The following is a 17,270-nucleotide window of genomic DNA, read 5'->3' as shown; positions in this document are numbered from 1 at the left end:
CAAACAATCCCAAAAAAGAAAAACAGAATGGATAGGAACAATGGTGAGTCTGCATGATGTCGCCCGTCTGGCTGGCGTATCAAAATCAACAGTGTCACGGGTTATAAACGATGAGTATGGCGTAAAAGAAGCGACAAAACAGAAGGTCCGCCAAGCAGTAGCGGAGTGTGGCTATGTGCCGAACCAAGTCGCTAAAGATCTAAAATCTCAAAAGACCAATCTGGTTGGTGTCATTGTTCCTCGGGTTTCCTCTCATGCCACATCCCAAGGTGTCGATGGATTAACCGATGTCCTTGAAAAAGCCGGGAAACATGTCTTACTTGCTAGCACTCACCAAGCCCACGAAAAAGAACTGGAATACATTCAGATCTTTAACCAAAAACGGGTTGAAGGGATCATTCTTTACGCCACCCACCTCGATTCCAAGCTGGTAAAAGCAATTCAAAACTCAGCCGTCCCAGTTGTGCTCGTCGGTCAAGATGGTTCCATGTTTAATATTCCAAGCATCATTCATGATGACGCACGAGTAGGGTTTGAAGCGGGAAATAGACTGGTTGCAAAAGGTTGCCAAACCATGGGTTTTATTGGTGTGCAAGGTGACGATAACGCGGTAGATAAGCAACGCTCTGAAGGATTTGTTCAAGCGCTGCAACACCATGGTTTTGAGCTCGCCTTCCATGCTCGTGGTGACTTTACAATCGATTCTGGCTATTCATTGGCAAAACAACACTTAACAAAGACCCCTAAGCTAGATGGCTTGTTCTGTGCGACAGATCGTATTGCTATCGGTGCGATGAGAGCGATTCAAGAGCTCGGGTTAACACCGGGTAAAGATGTTTTGGTGCTAGGGGTTGGTGATGATGAGCTCGCATCAGTGTGCACCCCGACCTTATCAACATTTAACTATGCATTTGATAAAGCAGGTGAAAATGGTGCGAAACTGTTACTAGATAGAATTGCCAACAGAAGTTTTGAAATGAGTAAGATGGTACTAACCTTCAAAACAATTGAGCGTCAGTCCTGTTAATGAAAAAGCGCCAACTGAAATCAGTTGGTGCTTTTCTTTTTACTCTTTGTAGGTTAGAGCCCTTTAGAACCAAGTTTCCATTTGCAGTGCAAACAGAACTTCACCACCATCACCCATCGTTGCAGCGCCCGCATCCTGGCTAATCGAGTAGCTATTCAAGTCTTCGCTCCAATCAACGTAGCTAACAGCAAAACGTAGCTCCGGACGGTCAAAGAAACCTGCTGCGGTAGACATCTTAAGCGTTGGTGCAATTGTCGCTTTGTAAAAACTGCCTCTTGCTTTATCAATCGCATTGTCTAGGTCCATGTATTGGTATGAGCCTTCATAAACCATCTCAAAGTTTTGTGTAAACTCTTGCGCTAAGCGGATGTTGAACGATGCCCACGTAAATTCATCATTTTTAGCAAAGCGATCTTGTCTGTGTCCTGCTAACAACGCAGGTGCTACACGCCAGTTATCGCCGATGCGTGTTACACCATAACTGAACAAGCGTACAGCTTTTGCATCTTCTAGCAGATCACCGTTTGAACCAATGCCTTTAAGTTCTGCACCCAGTCCATCACCCATCAAAATACCAGTTTTAGAGAAGCCTTCACTCATGCCAAAAAAGTTATCGCCATGGTAGGCAAACATCGCATGTAAACCTTTGTCCGCTGCGCCTTCTACGCGATCATTGTTATCAGCAGACGTCATGTCGCTCAGCATTAATTGCCAATTACCAAAGCGGTTGTTCATTGTCGCGATATAGTTTTCAACATCAGTTGACGAGCTATCAATTTCACTCAAATCAAGACCATAGGTCGAGAAGTTTGCTTTCCATGAATCGCTCATTTGGACGTCATACACGCCAGCACCAGATAAGAAAACGATATCCGAGTCAAAGAAGTGAATGTCAAAGTTATCACGGTCAAATCGTTTACCTGCCCAAAACGTTGCGTCAGCAAACGCACTTGATTCAGAGAACATGCTCAACTTGTTTAGCTCAGCATATACCTGACGAACGTTTAATTGACTCTCACTCGCTATCCATTCGTTATTGGTTTCCGTACTATCTGCCAGCATGATTCGGAGCAAAGCGCTGGACCATCATCTGCAAAACGTTTGTGAATAAGGTTTGCTTCCACATAATGATCATCCTCAACCCCTAATCGTCCAATTGGAGCGCCAATAGCACCAACTGCCGTCATGTAAGGACCAGTACCAACTGCACCATTCAGATCGTCATTAATGAGCAACCCGGAACGAGCGTAGCCATGAAACTCAAAGCTTGAGGCTTTCTCATTTGCTTCTATGGATACTTGTTCTGTTTGTTCAAGTCTCTGTTCTAATTCATTAATTCGCTTTTCAAGAGCGTCAACATCTGTTGTGAGGAATGTAGGAGCAGTAACCTACTGCCATCGTCAAAGTGTGTAGTTTCATTTCCATAGTCTCACGTAAATTTATACTCAGGATTTTGCAAACGCTCCCAAGAAAAATCGCAAACATATGGTGGCTTTAAATGTCCATCTAAAGCCTGAATTTCAGAGCGCTCAGACTCAGAGCGTCTCTACCACTTGTATCAATGGAGCGATAATATACAAGCATTTAGGGAACGTTACCGAACAGGGCGATTTTGTTAGCTGTATCACGTCCAGGGGCATTATTTACATAAAAATCATTAACCAGCGCACATTCCATTGACTCAGGCTATATAAATCCACAATGTTCGCTAAAGCTGTCATATTTTCAACTAGTGAGAACCCAAAGTTCGATTGAGAGATACCGTTAAATTTATCTCAGAATTCTTCCATAAACAGTCTTACTATTCAGAAATCACGAATGGTGACTTCATCAACCATTCATCGGAGTCAATTTGTTCAATCATAAACTGAGCAAGATGATCTGCATCAACAAAACGACCTTCGGGTTTTATACCAGTCACAATAAACTTGTTTGATTTCGGGTTTTCATGAATGAAAGGTACTCGAATTAAAGTCCAATCCAAAAAAATTGGGCGTGTTAAGAGGTATTCCATCTCCAGATCTCGCGCTTGCTCTCGCAATAACTTCCCATAATTTGGATGAGTTGTGCTGTAGTACTCAGGCATCTCATCCATGACGCCATTAGCGTCATACGAAGTCAACTGAATCAAACGTTTCCCGCTTCCCTTACTCATGATTTGACGGACTTTTCGAAGAGCATCGACATATTGATAAGGCATGTCCTCACAATGAGCATTGTGTGTGGGAGCAATGCACGAAATTGTCGCTTTAACGTCATTAAGCACTTCGCACAAATCAGTTCGATGAAAATAATTGCCGACAACAACCTTTAGATTCGATTTCTCTGGTAAATACTTATGCTCAGGTATCAAAGCACTAACCTCGAAGCCTCTACTCAAAGCGGCCTCGACGACACTTTTCCCTAAGGTACTTGTTGCCCCTAGTACTGCGACTTTCATAAAAATGTTCCCTAATAATTATTTTTTACTAACCAAATGACACCTATAACGTGCTCAAAACAATTCAGAAAAATCGTTTTATCCGAGAAGTATTTCAGGGGTAATGCCAACATGCCGCGCTTCGCGCAGTAACAAATTAACCAACCAACTATCAATTGCCTTTTATATCTGGAACTAAATAACGATCCGTTTTCATCACCGAACGCTCTCATAATGAGAGGCTTAATAAGCTCTTTTTCTCAAGCAAAGAGTTTCCCTTAATTAATCGCTATTTTATTGGTGAATCACTCACAACAAACTTTGCCCTCTAGACGCATACAAAAGTTTGACGAATTCTGTTTGTTTCTGGGCTCTCTATTACAAACCTTAGTGGAAGTCTTTATCGAGCTTCAAAAATGCTCTCGGTAGTTTCCTTTAGTACTAAAACCTTTTCGACTCATAAAAAGCCCATTTCAAACAATACTTAGGGAATACCTTCTATTAGAAGGGTTACAACTAACGCAAGAATGCAGCAGAGAGATAAATTTATCTCGAAAAAAGTTAGAATTAGCGTATACACTGCCGCTGAACGCGATATGTTGAAGCCAAGCACATCATGCTTTATCAATCACAACTCAGTAAGTGATAAGTCACTCCCCCCTTTAAACATTCAATGCCACTTGCTTTCAACTATGAACCTTTGCTACAAAACGAAAAGTAAAACCAGAACTAAGCTGTCCAAAGTTTGAAATGAAAACAACATACTTATCGCGTTATTTTTGACGACTTCTCTCCTATCACAGGGATACGAAGTTTTTTGTCATCGCTGCCCCCTTAGGCTATTACGATCCACTCATAAATTACTTTAAGTAATACCCTTCAATCAAATAGAAAAAATCGTCATTTGGTGTCGGTATTGCCGTGAATGTTTTATCGCTAATAGTAAGATTGTGAATTACACCCACTTTTTCACATTCTGTTGAGTCGCATTTATTCTTTTCAATAATTTCAGCAAGAACTTGTAAATTTATTATTTTAACTGATGCATTCAGTTGCATTATGATTACCCTCTCACAGCTTGAAGCCAACGAGTATTACTATAATTAATTTCTTCGTTATGCACAAAACAGTCAAAAAAAAATGATAAACGATGAATACAGCATCTAAAGTTCACGATAAGACAAGAAATAGCACCTAATTTCGCCAACTTACATGCAATTTCGTACCTATAATTTGATATGTTCACTAGTAAAACTCGGCACTGGTGACTAATATAGGGAACCTACGTTAAGCCTCTAAGATTAAATGGGATTTTTATGAACATGTTTACAATCACCGAGAACCTTTCTATAAGAGAAAGTGATAGGTTTTTCAGTGAATCTGTTATTCCAAGAATTGTTACAAGTGCAGTGCGTAACTCCATAAAGTCGCAAGCCGAGTTAGCTTCTGAGCTAAATCTAAATGCAAATCTAATCACAATGTTCAAACAAGGCAGAACTAAAGTTCCTATCAGTCGAGCTGCAGAATTAGCCCGGGTACTAAACATTAATGAACAAGAGTTTGTTAGGCTAGTACTGGAGTCATACCATCAAGAAGTTTTAAAGGCGATAGAAGCAACGTTTGTCGTGTCTAAGACAGTTGATGAGAATGAAGCCTTTAAACGCGCAAGAAAACGCTTAAAGAAAAAAGCAGAAGATTAGAAATCCCCTAACCTCATACTGACGCTCTGTGAGAAAATAATCAAAAATCGTTTCTAAACAAAAATTACCAGTCCAATGTTGTTAATTTTGTATAAAAAAAAACAGCATAGGACTGGCTTTCAAAACAAAGCATCCCATTTCGAAACTCCCCCTCATTTTATAATCTACACTACAATTTAACATATTATGTATAATTAACTTTACTTAATATTTAACCGATAAAAACTAGCCCCGCTTGAAGAATTTTACAACCTTCCAAAAACAAGAGGTAGATCACGAACTACATTCATATAAAATAAATATGAATGTAGCATTCTGACGGTACAGATTAATTTACAACCACTATTACACAATTATTCACATCTCAGCAGTAACACCTACGCTTTCATGGCCAACTCCTAATACACTAGAAACACTTAGCCGCTTATAAATCATCATTTCAGCCACAAACATTGAACTATAGATAAGCGATCTTCTTACAGTAATGCGATAACTGTAGTGGTCTAATGATCCCGGACACCAAATTAGGTGGTAAAGTCTCCACCATAAATGAGGTGTTCAATGACAAAACGACAACGACGTACATTTTCAGCTGAGTTCAAACTAGATGCTGCAAGTTTGGTTCTTGATCAAGGGTACTCCATACCTGAAGCAGCTAACTCTATGGGCGTAGGTGAAACAGCTTTACGGCGATGGGTCGACCAACTCAAAGTTGAGCGAGGTGGGATGACTCCAACGACTAAAGCCCTCACGCCTGAGCAAAAGAAAATCCAAGAGTTAGAAGCCCGGATTAACCGGTCAGAACGAGAGAAGTCCATATTAAAAAAAGGCCACCGCTCTCTTAATGTCGGACGAACTCGAACGTTCTCGTTAATAGACAAGTTGAGGGAGCATGARTCGGTCAAAATGCTTTGCGAGCTGTTCAACGTAGCTTCGTCTTGTTATTACAAGTTTAAGCAACGCAAGCCGGATGCCAATCGTATTCGTCTAGCTAGCCAAATTAAAGAACTCTTCAACATGAGTCGAGGCTCTGCTGGCAGTCGTACTCTTGTCTCGATGCTGAGCGCAGAAGGCATAAAAGCCGGACGATTTAAGGTTCGCCAGATAATGCGTGAAGCTGATTTAATGAGTAAACAGCCAGGTTCGCATCGATATAGACATGCAAAAGTAGAGAGGTTAGACATTCCAAATCTACTGAAGCGTGAGTTTTCTGTGAGTACTCCGAATCGTGTTTGGTGTGGCGATATTACTTATATTTGGTCAGGTTCGAAGTGGACCTATTTAGCGGTAGTGCTTGACCTATTTAGCCGACGCGTTGTGGGGTGGTCTTTATCCGATAAGCCCGATACCGAATTAGTCTCTAAAGCTTTGGACATGGCCTGGGAGCAACGAGGATGTCCGAAGAACGTAATGTTCCATTCAGATCAAGGTTGCCAATATAGCAGCCGCAACTATCGCCAAAGACTTTGGCGATATCGTATAACTCAAAGCATGAGCCGTCGTGGTAATTGTTGGGACAACGCTCCCATGGAGCGGCTATTTAGAAGCTTGAAAACCGAGTGGATACCAGCAACAGGTTACCTGACACAAGCTCAAGCTAAGAAAGACATCAGCCATTACCTGATGAGTTACTACAATCGGCAACGGCCTCATCAAACAAATGATGGGCTGTCGCCAGTGAATGCCGAAAATCGGCTTAAGTCAGTGTCCGGAATTTGTTGACCACTACAATCCCCCTCCTTTTGAAAATAAGGACATAACTTCCGCAATCCAGAAACTGCGATCGCACTCTTCCTATTTTGAAAAAAAATAGAGCAGCAGTTTTATCAATTGAGTAACAAGCCGAAATTATACCCAATAAATTTCACATCAAACTCCAAGCCTTTACCTTACAACTACAGATAGAGCTTTCTTCAACCAAATTCTTGGATAACCTATACTCAAAGGTAAACAAATGAAACTATACATTCCGAGCGCCACGCTCAGTGTTTTGTTACTTTCTCCGAGTTTCGCGAGTGCCGAAGATATACCTGATTCATACGAATTGCGTAATTTTTCGATGCGCTCACAAAGCTCTGGGATAGCCCCACCGCAAGAAGAACTCGGCGTTTATGTTGTGAATTCGGGTCCTGGTCTGGATACCGGTTGTACCTATGCTTCTGGCGGACCTCTACTTATCTCTTTACCTGTTCCTATGGTCGTCAGCCCCAACGTTTTACAAAGTGACGGGAGAATTGCTCCGAGTAAACTGGGCGATATGCAGCAAAAAGGCGTTATCGGTTCTAACGCAAGGATCAGCATGCCGGTCTTCGACATAGACTCCAATGCCAACGTCAGTAAAATTGCTCCAGAAATAGATATCGTATCTTTTAACGGAAAGTCTTTAGGTACGCTGCAAGGCGCTGATAACCGTTGGACGGATACTAACCTTCAAGTCGATATCAGTGATATCAAGTTCGGCCAAAACAATGAGATTCGCGTCGATATTGATACTGGCAATACGGGAGACAACTGGTGTATGTCTGTCGATTGGGTCTCAATCGAGTTTGATGTTGCCATTCCTGTGATTCTTGCTCATGGCATTGCTGCACAATCAGACACTTGGGATGATGATACGGCTCCAGGCGTGCTTTCTACACTTGATGACTATGGCATTCGTTATACTCGTTTCTCTGCTGACAAAAATGGAACCACAGCGACTAACGCTAATATCTTGAACAACAAAATTCAGGGTTTTCTCGGTGAGTTGAAATCCGACAAAGTTCACGTCATTGCACACAGTAAAGGCGGGCTAGATACCCAAAACCTCAAAGCACTTAGCCCTTCCTTTGAGATAACCTCCCTTTCTACTTTCTCCACACCTCACCTTGGTAGCGTCGCAGCAGATTTGTCGGTGATAAAAATGGACCACTACGCCGATATCTACAGTAACGTCAGTACCGATCCAAATAATTACGCTGGCAAGTACATGCAACTCCCAAATATTCCGTTTGCGGGTCCTAAAATGCCTGGTATCCGTGATCTAACAACGGATACAGCATCAAACGCGATCCATATGCGTACTCGCGGCAATATTGCAAATACATTTTCTATTGGGGCAAATGCCGATCTCAACCAAGACGGTGTTATTGAGAAAGATCCTGATATCGTTGGCCTATTCCCATGGGGATCGCGTTGGGCAGGCGTTACCGCTTGGCAGGCGCTAAGAAGCTTTAGTTCTGCGGCCTACCTCGATACTCAAACTCAATCGGTCACAATGCCAAGTGTGTATGGACCACAAGCTCATCCAATCACCATAGTCAGTTACCAAGCCATTCAAACAGTACCGCAAGAAAATGATGTTGTTGTGACCTTGGCAAGCGCTAACCCAAGTTATACCAATGCATTGGGTAACGTATTGGCTAACCACTCAACAATGAAAACGGGACAAAACGTTGAACGTTTTCTACAACAAATTATTTCAATGCGCTAAGGAGTGGCCACAATGAAATTCATCAAGCAATTAGTGATGGTGTTCAGTCTTTTCTGTACCTTCATCACACCGGCTATCGCCAGTAATGCAATACCCGTTGGGATGAGTACAAGCACGACACTATCTCAACCAGTGACTAGTAACGATAACGAAGTCACAATGCTATTTACCATCGACAAAGCGGAAGCCCTAAAAGCAGAAATCATCGTGCCGTTGGATGATGCAACCGTATATTTAGTCAAGCCTAACGGGCAAGTCGCAACATCATCCAATGATGTGCAAGCGAACATACTTTCAGGTGACACACAAAGTCCGCCGCTACCGGGCAGCTATTTATTTTTGCCTGAAGTAACTAACCCTGAACCTGGCGAATGGAAGATCGTCGTTGATTTTCCAAACCCAAGTTACAACACAGTAATTATTGCTCAGGTTGCGATCCAATCCCCAATTGCGTTTGGCATGGCGATAGCTGCAAACCAATTTGTGGTCGGTGAACCAGTTCCCGTTTCTGCATTACTGACAAACAAAGGGAATCCAATCACAGGTGCCCAAACCAGCGCAGTGATCATTGATGAAGCTGGAATAAAAACACGCCTGACGCTTAAAGATGAGGGTGTCAATTTCGATGCTATTGCTAAAGATGGTGTCTACAGCAATATTTTCGTTCCACCCGCTGAAGGGGATTATCTAATTGAAGGCATAACGTCTTTTGAAGAATATGGAACAACTATCACTCGCCAGACAAGTAAAAAAATCCACGTACTACCCTCTGACATTGAATTTGTCAGCCTCTCACTCGCTCCGCTGTTTTCCTCTGAAGGCTGTGTTATTGCCTTAGAGCAGCGCTTGGAACTTGATGTTAAATCCGCGGGGGATTTTGCCATTCATGGTTACCTCACCGATGGAATTGACGAGCTGAACACAAGCAAACGTCTGCAACTCAAACCTGCGAAGCAAATCGTCACTCTACAGTACTCAACTGAAGATATTTTTGGCGCGTTTGATTCAGCGTCTACTTTGACCTCCAACCCGACGATCATCTACGCAATCACTCAAGATGACATACGAATTTCAGCCCCTCGAATTCAGTTTGAAGAATTTATTGATTTAGCATCTTTTGAGCGTTGCCGCGAACCGATTGAAGTCACGGGGAGTTTAGTCACCACACCGACTATGTCGCAAGATGGAACCTACATTGATTCGCTGAGTTTTGAGTTTCCTATCCATGTTACGCGCAGTGGAACTTACACAGGTTCGGTAAATATCGTTGGTGCAGCCGGAGAGTATTTAGAGCTAGTGAGTTTCCAAGAACCGCTTGAGGCTGGCGAAAACACCATCAAGTTTACCGTTCCTGGTGACACGTTTAAGCAAGCCGATGGTCCTTATGAACTGAACGCACTGCTAATCTACAGTGGCGTTGACTCCTATCGACAAGGAGTTCTCGGTCAAACTCCACCATACCAAGCCTCTGATTTCAGTCCGCCAGTGAATGTGACCCTCCCCTCTAACCTATTCGGTTTGGAAAGAGAAAACTGGCAAGCAACCCCGGCAACACAAGTCACGCAACATCGTGTCGGTGGTTACTTAAGAGCGGGGGCTTCAATCCCATACGACTACGAAACACTAGCGAGTTTTGACTTAAGTGAGGTTCGAGGGAAAATTAAACAGGCAACGCTTATTGTTGATTTCGGAGATTCAACTCTTCAATTTCCATTCAACAATGTAACTGCGCATATCGTTAATCAAACTTGGTCTCCAAACACACTGGATTACGACACGTTCTGTGAGTCTTTTACAATATGTGCAGCATGGAGTAATCCACTCACTACATTCAACAACGTAGAAGCAGGTCAAACGCTTAGGTTTACCAACTCTAAACTATTAGAAGCATTAAATGAGAAGAGAGTGTCTGGGTTGAACAAACTAGATATTGCTCTTACCTCTTCTCCCTATGAAAGAAGTTTCTTCATTAACGTTAAGCAGGTGTCATTATTCATCGAGTACTGATCCTAAAACTGAAATAGAATAAGGCCATGCCCAAGGTATCGCTTTGGGCATGGCCTCTCAGAGTGAACAGTGATGAACTTTGCAAGCTTCATATGTTTATTCTGTTAGAGCAGACTATGCCAGCCCCTCAACAGTAGTGATAAAGCACGCTAATCACTATAGACTCCATCAACCAACAAAATGAGATCGAAGTTTTATCCAAAAAGGCCAGTAGTCCCAACAACCGGGTGACTCCACAGATCTATCCATCCCATCACCAAATTTTTAGGTGACTTTAAAGATGCCCCTACACTAGTCTGATAGCTAAAGTTAGAATAGACCCGTTAAGTATCATCGATTTACAAAACAGAGCCAAAATATCTAAATAAAAACAGTGAGAAGCGATACAATAATCAAGTTGCAAAATTGCAGCGTGGGACACCTGCCCACTGACAGCCCATTCACAGAGAACCATAAAGTAGCCTCACATGTCTAAAGAACCCGGTTTCACTACAGAATACAAACTCGACAAGACGTTTTTCGCGGAGTGTTATGATCAAACTAGCCTTCCAACTCAATTTCCAAAAGCCTACTTAAAAGGAATACTGTTTCTTATTTTTGGTGTGGTTCTACTGGAGTTTGAACTATTACCTAACGGCTATGTTGGCTGGTTCTTTATCGTTTTGAGTGTGATTGAAGCATTCAGTGTGTACTGCAAAAGAACCTGGTGGTTATGGCGACAAAAGATCAGCTCAGGCGCAGGCAGCAAAATAGTCTTTCAAGGTGATGCTAACGGAGTGAGTTACAAAAACCACAAAGCGACCAACACCATCGCGTGGAGTGACATCGACCAACTTGAGCAGACCAATCTTGGTTTTATCCTGCATATCGGTAAACAGCGCCAATATGTGAGTAAATCTTGTTTAAGCGAAGAAGCCATTGCCTTCATGATTGAACACCACGCCGCATCAAAAGCGAAATAACACCAATAAATGCCTGCTGATTTAGCAGGCATTTTTCTATCACTTTTAATTCTACGTATCGAATTACCGGACAATAACAATGAATACCGTGTACCAAATCAGTGATTGCCACCTTTCCGATGAATCCAGCTATGAGAACCTGCGCAGAGCACTGGAATACGTCAACAAAGACACGGCATGCAAGACCATCTTTCTGACTGGTGATATTTGTTGTAACCCAAAGTCTGGCGACTACGTTCGATTAGAGGCATTCATTAGGCAACACATTAGCGACCAATCCATTTACGTGATTGCGGGTAATCATGATGACTCTCGCTTAATGCGCACAGAGCTAAAAGGCTCGACGATTTATGTCACCGACAAAGCCACCATCGGTGAACGAGAGTTTGTGTTCCTAGACTCAAGCTTCAAGCCGCTAGACAGCCGCCACCCACTTGGTTCAGGGCGTATTGATAACCGCGGCATGGCTCAGCTAAAACAACAATTGAGAAAGGCCAATGATCCTATCGTGGTTGTTCACCACCCTGTCATTCCAGTCGGTGCAGATTGGATGAAAGCGATCCGCCTAGAGAACGATACTGATGTGATGAACGTGCTTCGAAAATATCGCGTTCGTGACGTGTTCTGCGGTCATGGCCATGATGGAATAACAGCGACACAGCAAGGCATAACTCAATATATGGCCCCGTCGACAGCCTATGGCTTTGACCACTCGATCAATGAATACAATCGCAGCGAGAGGATAGGATTAAGTCGAATTTCGTTCTCTGCTGATTCCATCGACTACCAAGCTATCTACCTTTGAGGATGCTAGCTTTAAGATTGCTAGCTTTAACCTTGCTGCGCTGCGAACTTGGTGCTCCGCTACAAGTATTCTTTTACTTCTTTGAGTTTACCTTTCAACTTGTCTTTTTTGCTTAGCGCTTTGTCGAACTCATCTTTTGATGTATTGAGATAACTCACACCATCTTTAATTTGAGCTAAATAAGCCACGTAGATAGTGTCCATCGTGACGAATTCTATACCCGATTTAGTGATGTATTTGCGGGCAAACTTTCTGGTTTTTTCGTAAGACTTGTAAATCTTACCTGCAAGTTCACTACCTGGTGCATAGGTCGCAAACTTATCGGGCTCTTTCTTAAACTTATATTTGAGCTTTCTCATGTGCTTTTTCATGAGCGAACGTTTCTTATAAGCTGGCAGATCCAACACGCCAATGAGCACCTCTTCTTTAGAGCTGACTAAAGGATGTAAAATCCACATCATCGCGACAACTGGTATATCTTGGATGCTCTTGTTGAAAAACGTACAGCAAGCTAGGCCAGTAATAGTGCTCTTGTTCAGATACATTCTCAGGCATTCTTTTTGGAAAGCTTTGTATCGGGCAATAGTAATCTTTCTGTAAATGTAATTAACGCACCACTGACAAATTGATTTCGCCGCTCTTGCTATGGCTGTCGCTGGTGAGGCAGTACCCAAAGAAACGATATTGACCACTAACGTTGCGGAATTAAAAGAAAACTCCAATAACCCGTCCTCTAAGGCAGTCGCTTTGATTTTTCTTCTCACCACTCTCAGCGTCATCTGCCCTTGGCTATCCGCTACTGATATCACTTTGGTCGCTTTCTTATAGAGTGACACGCCCTTCACGCCTTTATATGCGCCTTGAACTATCCCTTTGGTGTCTTTAATGAAAGGAGCAAATTCTTCCCAAACATCGCTCACTAAGTCAAAAATCAGAGGTTTCATCTCGGTAAATAAGTTTGAAGGCAATAACTCCAATCCAGGAACGCCTTGAACCGTCCTATTAACCTGAGCGAAGATCTCATTTGATGTGTCACCTACCGCTTGCCCATTATCGCTATCATTCGACTTTGAGAGATCCTTCACCTCATTCGTTATTTTTCTGACTTTGTTTAGCACCTTTCTATTTTTTCTGATTTGCTCAGGTGTTTTTACTGTGTCATCGATACTTACTTCACTAAAAAACCTAAGAAAGAAAAGTTGTTTGTCGTCTATCGGGTCACCTGTTATTTCCAAAGAATTGTTCAAAATATCTGGCATGATTCACTGTCCTTGTTCATCCATTTAAGATCATTTAGCTAGTTGATTGTGTCCACATAGAAGAGGCTGAAATGAAGGATTGTAAAAAGCGAAAAGAGCCTCGAAACTTATTGGCGGACTCTTTATCTTTACCTCTCGGGGTGCTCAATAATAGCCCACCACATTGTTCGATATCCGTCTTTTCTGTGGCTAAAAAGTTTGAGCTATAAAATCAAATGTAGCTTCTGTTTGAGCATAGAGCCAACACTGACTCAGCTAGGGAAACCTAGGAAGGTGTGGTGAGTCGAATTTCACCTAAAGGTTTGTTGTGCTTTAATTTATCAATCTGTGATTGAAGACAGCGCGGAAACAGATTTGGCGTTACACTCATTAAGTTCAAACAAATAACGAGGGTCTATGACGTTTTCTCCTGCCATTTTGCGTAAAGTCTGGTACTCCCCTTCTATTAACCTTGGGCTTCGTGCCACCAGTGCCATTGTGCTGTTTCTCGGTTTAGGGGTGCTGTCGAATCAAACCACTATCGCCATGACCGCGCTGATGACTATGCCAGCCGCTCTGATTAGTGGCCTCGACGCCGCCGGGCCAAGGAGATGGACACGTTTTACGATCACCGCAACCGCTTGGGGCATGACTCTGGCCGTCAGTTACGCACTGCTGAAAAGCGGACTGCCTTTATGGGTGACTTATGGTGCAATGGGTGCGTTGCTAGCCAGTGCGGCGGTAAACGGTCCATTCTGGGCGAGGCTTGGTATGTCTAGCCTCCTGATTGCTGTCGTCAGTCTGTCGCTTCATAACTCCAACACGGCGTTAAGCTTGTACCCGATGCTGGTACTTGGCCCCCTTACTTTTTCTCTGTTTAGCTGGCTTTGGTTTGCGTTATGGAAGCACTATGCGTTACGTGTGTGCTTAGCAGCAATTTACGAGGCATTGGCAGACTACATTCAATATCGCCAAGAGTTCTTGTTAGGTGGGGAAAATGAAGCGTCAAAAAGACGTATCAAGTATCAGCTAATCGAACTGTTCCAACAGGCTCTTCAGTCTGAGTCATTCCGCTCTAAACATGACGATGCTAACAAGCTTCGGGAAGCACTATTCCTCGCTATCGATACATTTGAAGTCGTAATAAGCAGCCACACCAGCAATCCAGATCTGTTAAAACAATTTCAATCCAATAAACACAACCGTGACTTACTGCTAGTTTGGAGCCAACATTGCCAGCAAAGGTTAAAACATAAAGCCAAGCAACTTCTGCACAACACCAATGAAGACATACAGCACTTGAGCTTGTTAGAACAAGAAGCTGATGACTTGATTGAGGCGGTGAAGCTAGAAGATCAGCCTCGCTTCCGTTATTGGGCATTCGCCGTAAAACACATCTCACGTCGTATTGAATTGAGTGAACCCGCGTATGAACGGTCATTTGAAGTACAACCGTTCGAATTATCATTTCGCCTACCCAAACGAGATAACCCTATTTGGCGCCACGTTGCCCGAGTCGGTTTGATGTTTTCCCTTGGTGCCGGCATCGCAGAATACTATGAATTAATTCGCCCTGACTGGGTGCTGATTTCAATGCTGATGGTGATACAGCCTAGCTTTTTGGCAACACGCAGTAAAACTTGGAAACGCTGCTTAGGTACTGCTGCTGGTGTGTTGTTCGCGACATCTTTGATTCAACTCGGTGTATCAGCCACCACAATGATAGTGCTGATCGCGATACTCTTACCCGTTGCCATGCTTAATATTATGCGCCACTACTCACTGGCTATTGGTTGTATTACCGCGCTATTGATTTTGGTTTACCAAACCATGGCACACCAAGGGCTCGATTTCGCCGCGCCACGTTTGATCGATAATGTCATTGGCGGCGCGATAGTTCTATTAGGCTATGGTTTGCTATGGCCTCAATGGCGAGGCAGAGAGATACATAATCAAGCGCTAAAAGCACTGAACCGTTCGAAAAGCTTGTTCCTGTATTGCTATGAACAACTTCAAATCGATGTAGAACAACATGACCACGTTGAACTAACCAAGCAACGTGCCGCCATGCTAACCGCTGAAAGCGACCTTGAGCTGATTTACAATGAGATGCAGCAAGAACCAAAACACACTCGCGCCGACCCTCACTATTATGAAGATATGCTGAGTCACTATCGATTGTTAAGCCATTACCTCTGCTTGCTGATTCCACTTGTAAGAAAAGGCACCCAATACCAAGGCTCGCAACAAGTCGAAAGTTTGATTCATGATGCGATGGATGCGTTGATCAATACCATTCGTGATAACCGCGTCCATGAGCTGCCCGCGCTCACCAATCAAACTGACGCCGACCACCCAATGTCTGCAGCTGGGCAACGTTCAGTAGAAGAAATCATCTGGTTAGCACTGATGACAGTAAAACAAATGCACGATTTAGTTCGGCGCAATCTCGAAAACTGAAAGTTTGAAAACGAATGATCTAGGCATCAAAACACAGACCTATGGATGATGACTCATAAAGATTTAGAAGATTCAGCCAGAATAAAAGCATTTTTTAATTTTATGAAAGGCGCAATCAAATCAGACCATAATCGGTTGGCCGGATTTGATTATTAGCGAACGAGTGCCGGCTCTTCACCATTAGGCTTACGAACAAAATGACACAAAGCCCACAGCACAAACAAAGTCATAGTCAGCTCCCAAGCGCGTAGGAAGGTACTTTCCAACCCCAAATTGCTACTGGTCATGTACAACTGAATCGGCAGCATGGTCGCCAATAATGCATCGGCATGAACGTCCCTGGCTGAACCTTTCGCTTTGGCCATTGATGCGGTGATCATAAAGGCAAATAAACCCAACACTATGGTGTAGTAACCGAATGTAGACTGATGCCCTGCCATCAACAAGGTGAACACCACGGCTACTGCACAGCCGCCTACTTGAGTTTGAAAACGGCGGTCAACCACGTCGATAAAGCTTTTGTGTGTGGTTTGGGTTGCAGCAGCAATCACTGGCACCATGCAGAACGTTGCTGAGATGATGTCAACGATCATCAAGAATGCCAAACCGAGACCAATCAATGCGAGTGAAATGGCTCTGCTCTCAAATGTGACTGGCTGTTCTTTAAATACAGGGGGCTTGCTTCCTTGCTCAACAGGGAACAAAGCCACCATGGTTTTTGCTACTACCATGGTAATCAACATGGATACCAAAATTTCATGAATACGCATCGGCATATCCATGGTGGAGTGCTGAGCAAACACCACAATCAAAATCCAGTTGAAGGTTGGCATCAACATTTTACCTTTCTTCGCTGGCGTAGTGGCTCGACGACGCATAAAGTCGAAGAAGAACAGACTAATGGTCCACACCACAAACGGATGCAGTGAAAAGACCTCGGTCACCACCAACGCTGTACTTGCTGCCAATAAAGTGGGTGCCAAGGTACGGATCAGGCCAAGCCAAGAGTAATCTTTGTTCTTGGTCATGATGATGGTTGGATACAACGCCAGATAAACGGGAGAGTCTAGGTTTAGTAGCTTTCCCAACACCATACAAATCGTCACAGTAAGTGCGACACGCAGCGCTTCATTACGTTCAGAATGACCCTGTGCGGTGTTTTCGAATGTCCACATCGTCA

Annotated in this window: 12 protein-coding genes and 1 pseudogene; 8 read left to right on the top strand and 5 right to left on the bottom strand. The window is 43.2% G+C overall.

Features of this window, described 5'->3' with window-relative positions; translation table 11 throughout:
• Nucleotides 1-40: 40 nt before the first annotated feature.
• Nucleotides 41-1,027, top strand: a complete 987-nt coding sequence (locus tag HRQ85_RS17800) for a LacI family DNA-binding transcriptional regulator (RefSeq protein WP_172380273.1) — start codon at nucleotides 41-43, stop codon at nucleotides 1,025-1,027.
• 63 nt (nucleotides 1,028-1,090) lie between these two features.
• Here the strand turns inward: HRQ85_RS17800 and HRQ85_RS17795 are convergent.
• The 3 genes and pseudogenes from HRQ85_RS17795 to HRQ85_RS17785 form a co-directional block, all read right to left on the bottom strand.
• A pseudogene (locus HRQ85_RS17795) lies at nucleotides 1,091-2,446 on the bottom strand (carbohydrate porin).
• Between the two features lie 382 nt (nucleotides 2,447-2,828).
• On the bottom strand, nucleotides 2,829-3,467 hold the full coding sequence (locus tag HRQ85_RS17790) for an NAD(P)H-binding protein (protein WP_172380272.1): 639 nt from the start codon (nucleotides 3,465-3,467) through the stop codon (nucleotides 2,829-2,831).
• Between the two features lie 839 nt (nucleotides 3,468-4,306).
• Nucleotides 4,307-4,504, bottom strand: a complete 198-nt coding sequence (locus HRQ85_RS17785; protein WP_172380271.1) for a hypothetical protein — start codon at nucleotides 4,502-4,504, stop codon at nucleotides 4,307-4,309.
• Nucleotides 4,505-4,762: 258 nt separating this feature from the next.
• On the opposite strand from HRQ85_RS17785, the gene HRQ85_RS17780 reads away from it, so the two are divergent.
• The 6 genes from HRQ85_RS17780 to HRQ85_RS17755 all read left to right on the top strand — a co-directional run bounded on the left by HRQ85_RS17780 (nucleotide 4,763) and on the right by HRQ85_RS17755 (nucleotide 12,392).
• Nucleotides 4,763-5,146 (top strand): helix-turn-helix domain-containing protein, encoded by a 384-nt coding sequence (locus tag HRQ85_RS17780; protein WP_172380270.1) that lies wholly within the window; start codon nucleotides 4,763-4,765, stop codon nucleotides 5,144-5,146.
• 561 nt (nucleotides 5,147-5,707) lie between these two features.
• Entirely contained in the window at nucleotides 5,708-6,868 is a 1,161-nt protein-coding gene (locus HRQ85_RS17775) for an IS3 family transposase (RefSeq protein ID WP_172380269.1), read from the top strand.
• A 232-nt stretch (nucleotides 6,869-7,100) separates the two neighbouring features.
• A complete protein-coding gene (locus tag HRQ85_RS17770) occupies nucleotides 7,101-8,618 on the top strand; it encodes an esterase/lipase family protein (protein ID WP_172380268.1) in 1,518 nt (505 codons plus the stop codon).
• 12 nt (nucleotides 8,619-8,630) lie between these two features.
• Nucleotides 8,631-10,625 carry a choice-of-anchor X domain-containing protein gene (locus HRQ85_RS17765; RefSeq protein ID WP_050645342.1) on the top strand — a complete coding sequence of 665 codons (1,995 nt, stop codon included), beginning with the start codon at nucleotides 8,631-8,633 and terminating at the stop codon, nucleotides 10,623-10,625.
• A 467-nt stretch (nucleotides 10,626-11,092) separates the two neighbouring features.
• Nucleotides 11,093-11,587: a YcxB family protein gene (locus tag HRQ85_RS17760; protein ID WP_122082522.1), complete on the top strand. Its 495-nt coding sequence runs from the start codon at nucleotides 11,093-11,095 to the stop codon at nucleotides 11,585-11,587.
• Between the two features lie 79 nt (nucleotides 11,588-11,666).
• Entirely contained in the window at nucleotides 11,667-12,392 is a 726-nt protein-coding gene (locus HRQ85_RS17755) for a metallophosphoesterase family protein (RefSeq protein WP_172380267.1), read from the top strand.
• 59 nt (nucleotides 12,393-12,451) lie between these two features.
• Here the strand turns inward: HRQ85_RS17755 and HRQ85_RS17750 are convergent, their stop codons facing one another.
• The gene (locus HRQ85_RS17750; protein WP_172380266.1) at nucleotides 12,452-13,651 is read right to left on the bottom strand and encodes a hypothetical protein; all 1,200 of its coding nucleotides are present in this window, start codon (nucleotides 13,649-13,651) and stop codon (nucleotides 12,452-12,454) included.
• Between the two features lie 396 nt (nucleotides 13,652-14,047).
• Here HRQ85_RS17750 and HRQ85_RS17745 point away from each other — a divergent pair, with 396 nt between their 5' ends.
• Nucleotides 14,048-16,090, top strand: coding sequence for an FUSC family protein (locus tag HRQ85_RS17745; RefSeq protein ID WP_172380265.1), 2,043 nt, complete (start codon nucleotides 14,048-14,050; stop codon nucleotides 16,088-16,090).
• A gap of 152 nt (nucleotides 16,091-16,242) precedes the next feature.
• Here HRQ85_RS17745 and HRQ85_RS17740 read toward each other — a convergent pair whose 3' ends face one another.
• Entirely contained in the window at nucleotides 16,243-17,265 is a 1,023-nt protein-coding gene (locus HRQ85_RS17740; protein ID WP_172380264.1) for a DUF2955 domain-containing protein, read from the bottom strand.
• Between the last annotated feature and the right edge of the window lie 5 nt (nucleotides 17,266-17,270).

This window comes from Vibrio sp. Vb339, from assembly GCF_902751245.1.
Classification (GTDB): Bacteria; Pseudomonadota; Gammaproteobacteria; order Enterobacterales; family Vibrionaceae; genus Vibrio; species Vibrio coralliirubri.
The sequence above is the reverse complement of the archived record's forward strand: the minus strand, read 5'-3'. Positions and strand labels throughout refer to the sequence as shown.

Excerpts from the sequence above, each read along its gene's own strand:
- HRQ85_RS17745 (WP_172380265.1), top strand. The coding sequence starts at position 14,048 with ATGACGTTTTCTCCTGCCATTTTGCGTAAAGTCTGGTACTCCCCTTCT.
- HRQ85_RS17800 (WP_172380273.1), top strand. The coding sequence starts at position 41 with ATGGTGAGTCTGCATGATGTCGCCCGTCTGGCTGGCGTATCAAAATCA.
- HRQ85_RS17760 (WP_122082522.1), top strand. The coding sequence starts at position 11,093 with ATGTCTAAAGAACCCGGTTTCACTACAGAATACAAACTCGACAAGACG.
- HRQ85_RS17750 (WP_172380266.1), bottom strand. The coding sequence starts at position 13,651 with ATGCCAGATATTTTGAACAATTCTTTGGAAATAACAGGTGACCCGATA.
- HRQ85_RS17740 (WP_172380264.1), bottom strand. The coding sequence starts at position 17,265 with ATGTGGACATTCGAAAACACCGCACAGGGTCATTCTGAACGTAATGAA.
- HRQ85_RS17765 (WP_050645342.1), top strand. The coding sequence starts at position 8,631 with ATGAAATTCATCAAGCAATTAGTGATGGTGTTCAGTCTTTTCTGTACC.
- HRQ85_RS17755 (WP_172380267.1), top strand. The coding sequence starts at position 11,667 with ATGAATACCGTGTACCAAATCAGTGATTGCCACCTTTCCGATGAATCC.
- HRQ85_RS17785 (WP_172380271.1), bottom strand. The coding sequence starts at position 4,504 with ATGCAACTGAATGCATCAGTTAAAATAATAAATTTACAAGTTCTTGCT.
- HRQ85_RS17780 (WP_172380270.1), top strand. The coding sequence starts at position 4,763 with ATGAACATGTTTACAATCACCGAGAACCTTTCTATAAGAGAAAGTGAT.
- HRQ85_RS17790 (WP_172380272.1), bottom strand. The coding sequence starts at position 3,467 with ATGAAAGTCGCAGTACTAGGGGCAACAAGTACCTTAGGGAAAAGTGTC.
- HRQ85_RS17770 (WP_172380268.1), top strand. The coding sequence starts at position 7,101 with ATGAAACTATACATTCCGAGCGCCACGCTCAGTGTTTTGTTACTTTCT.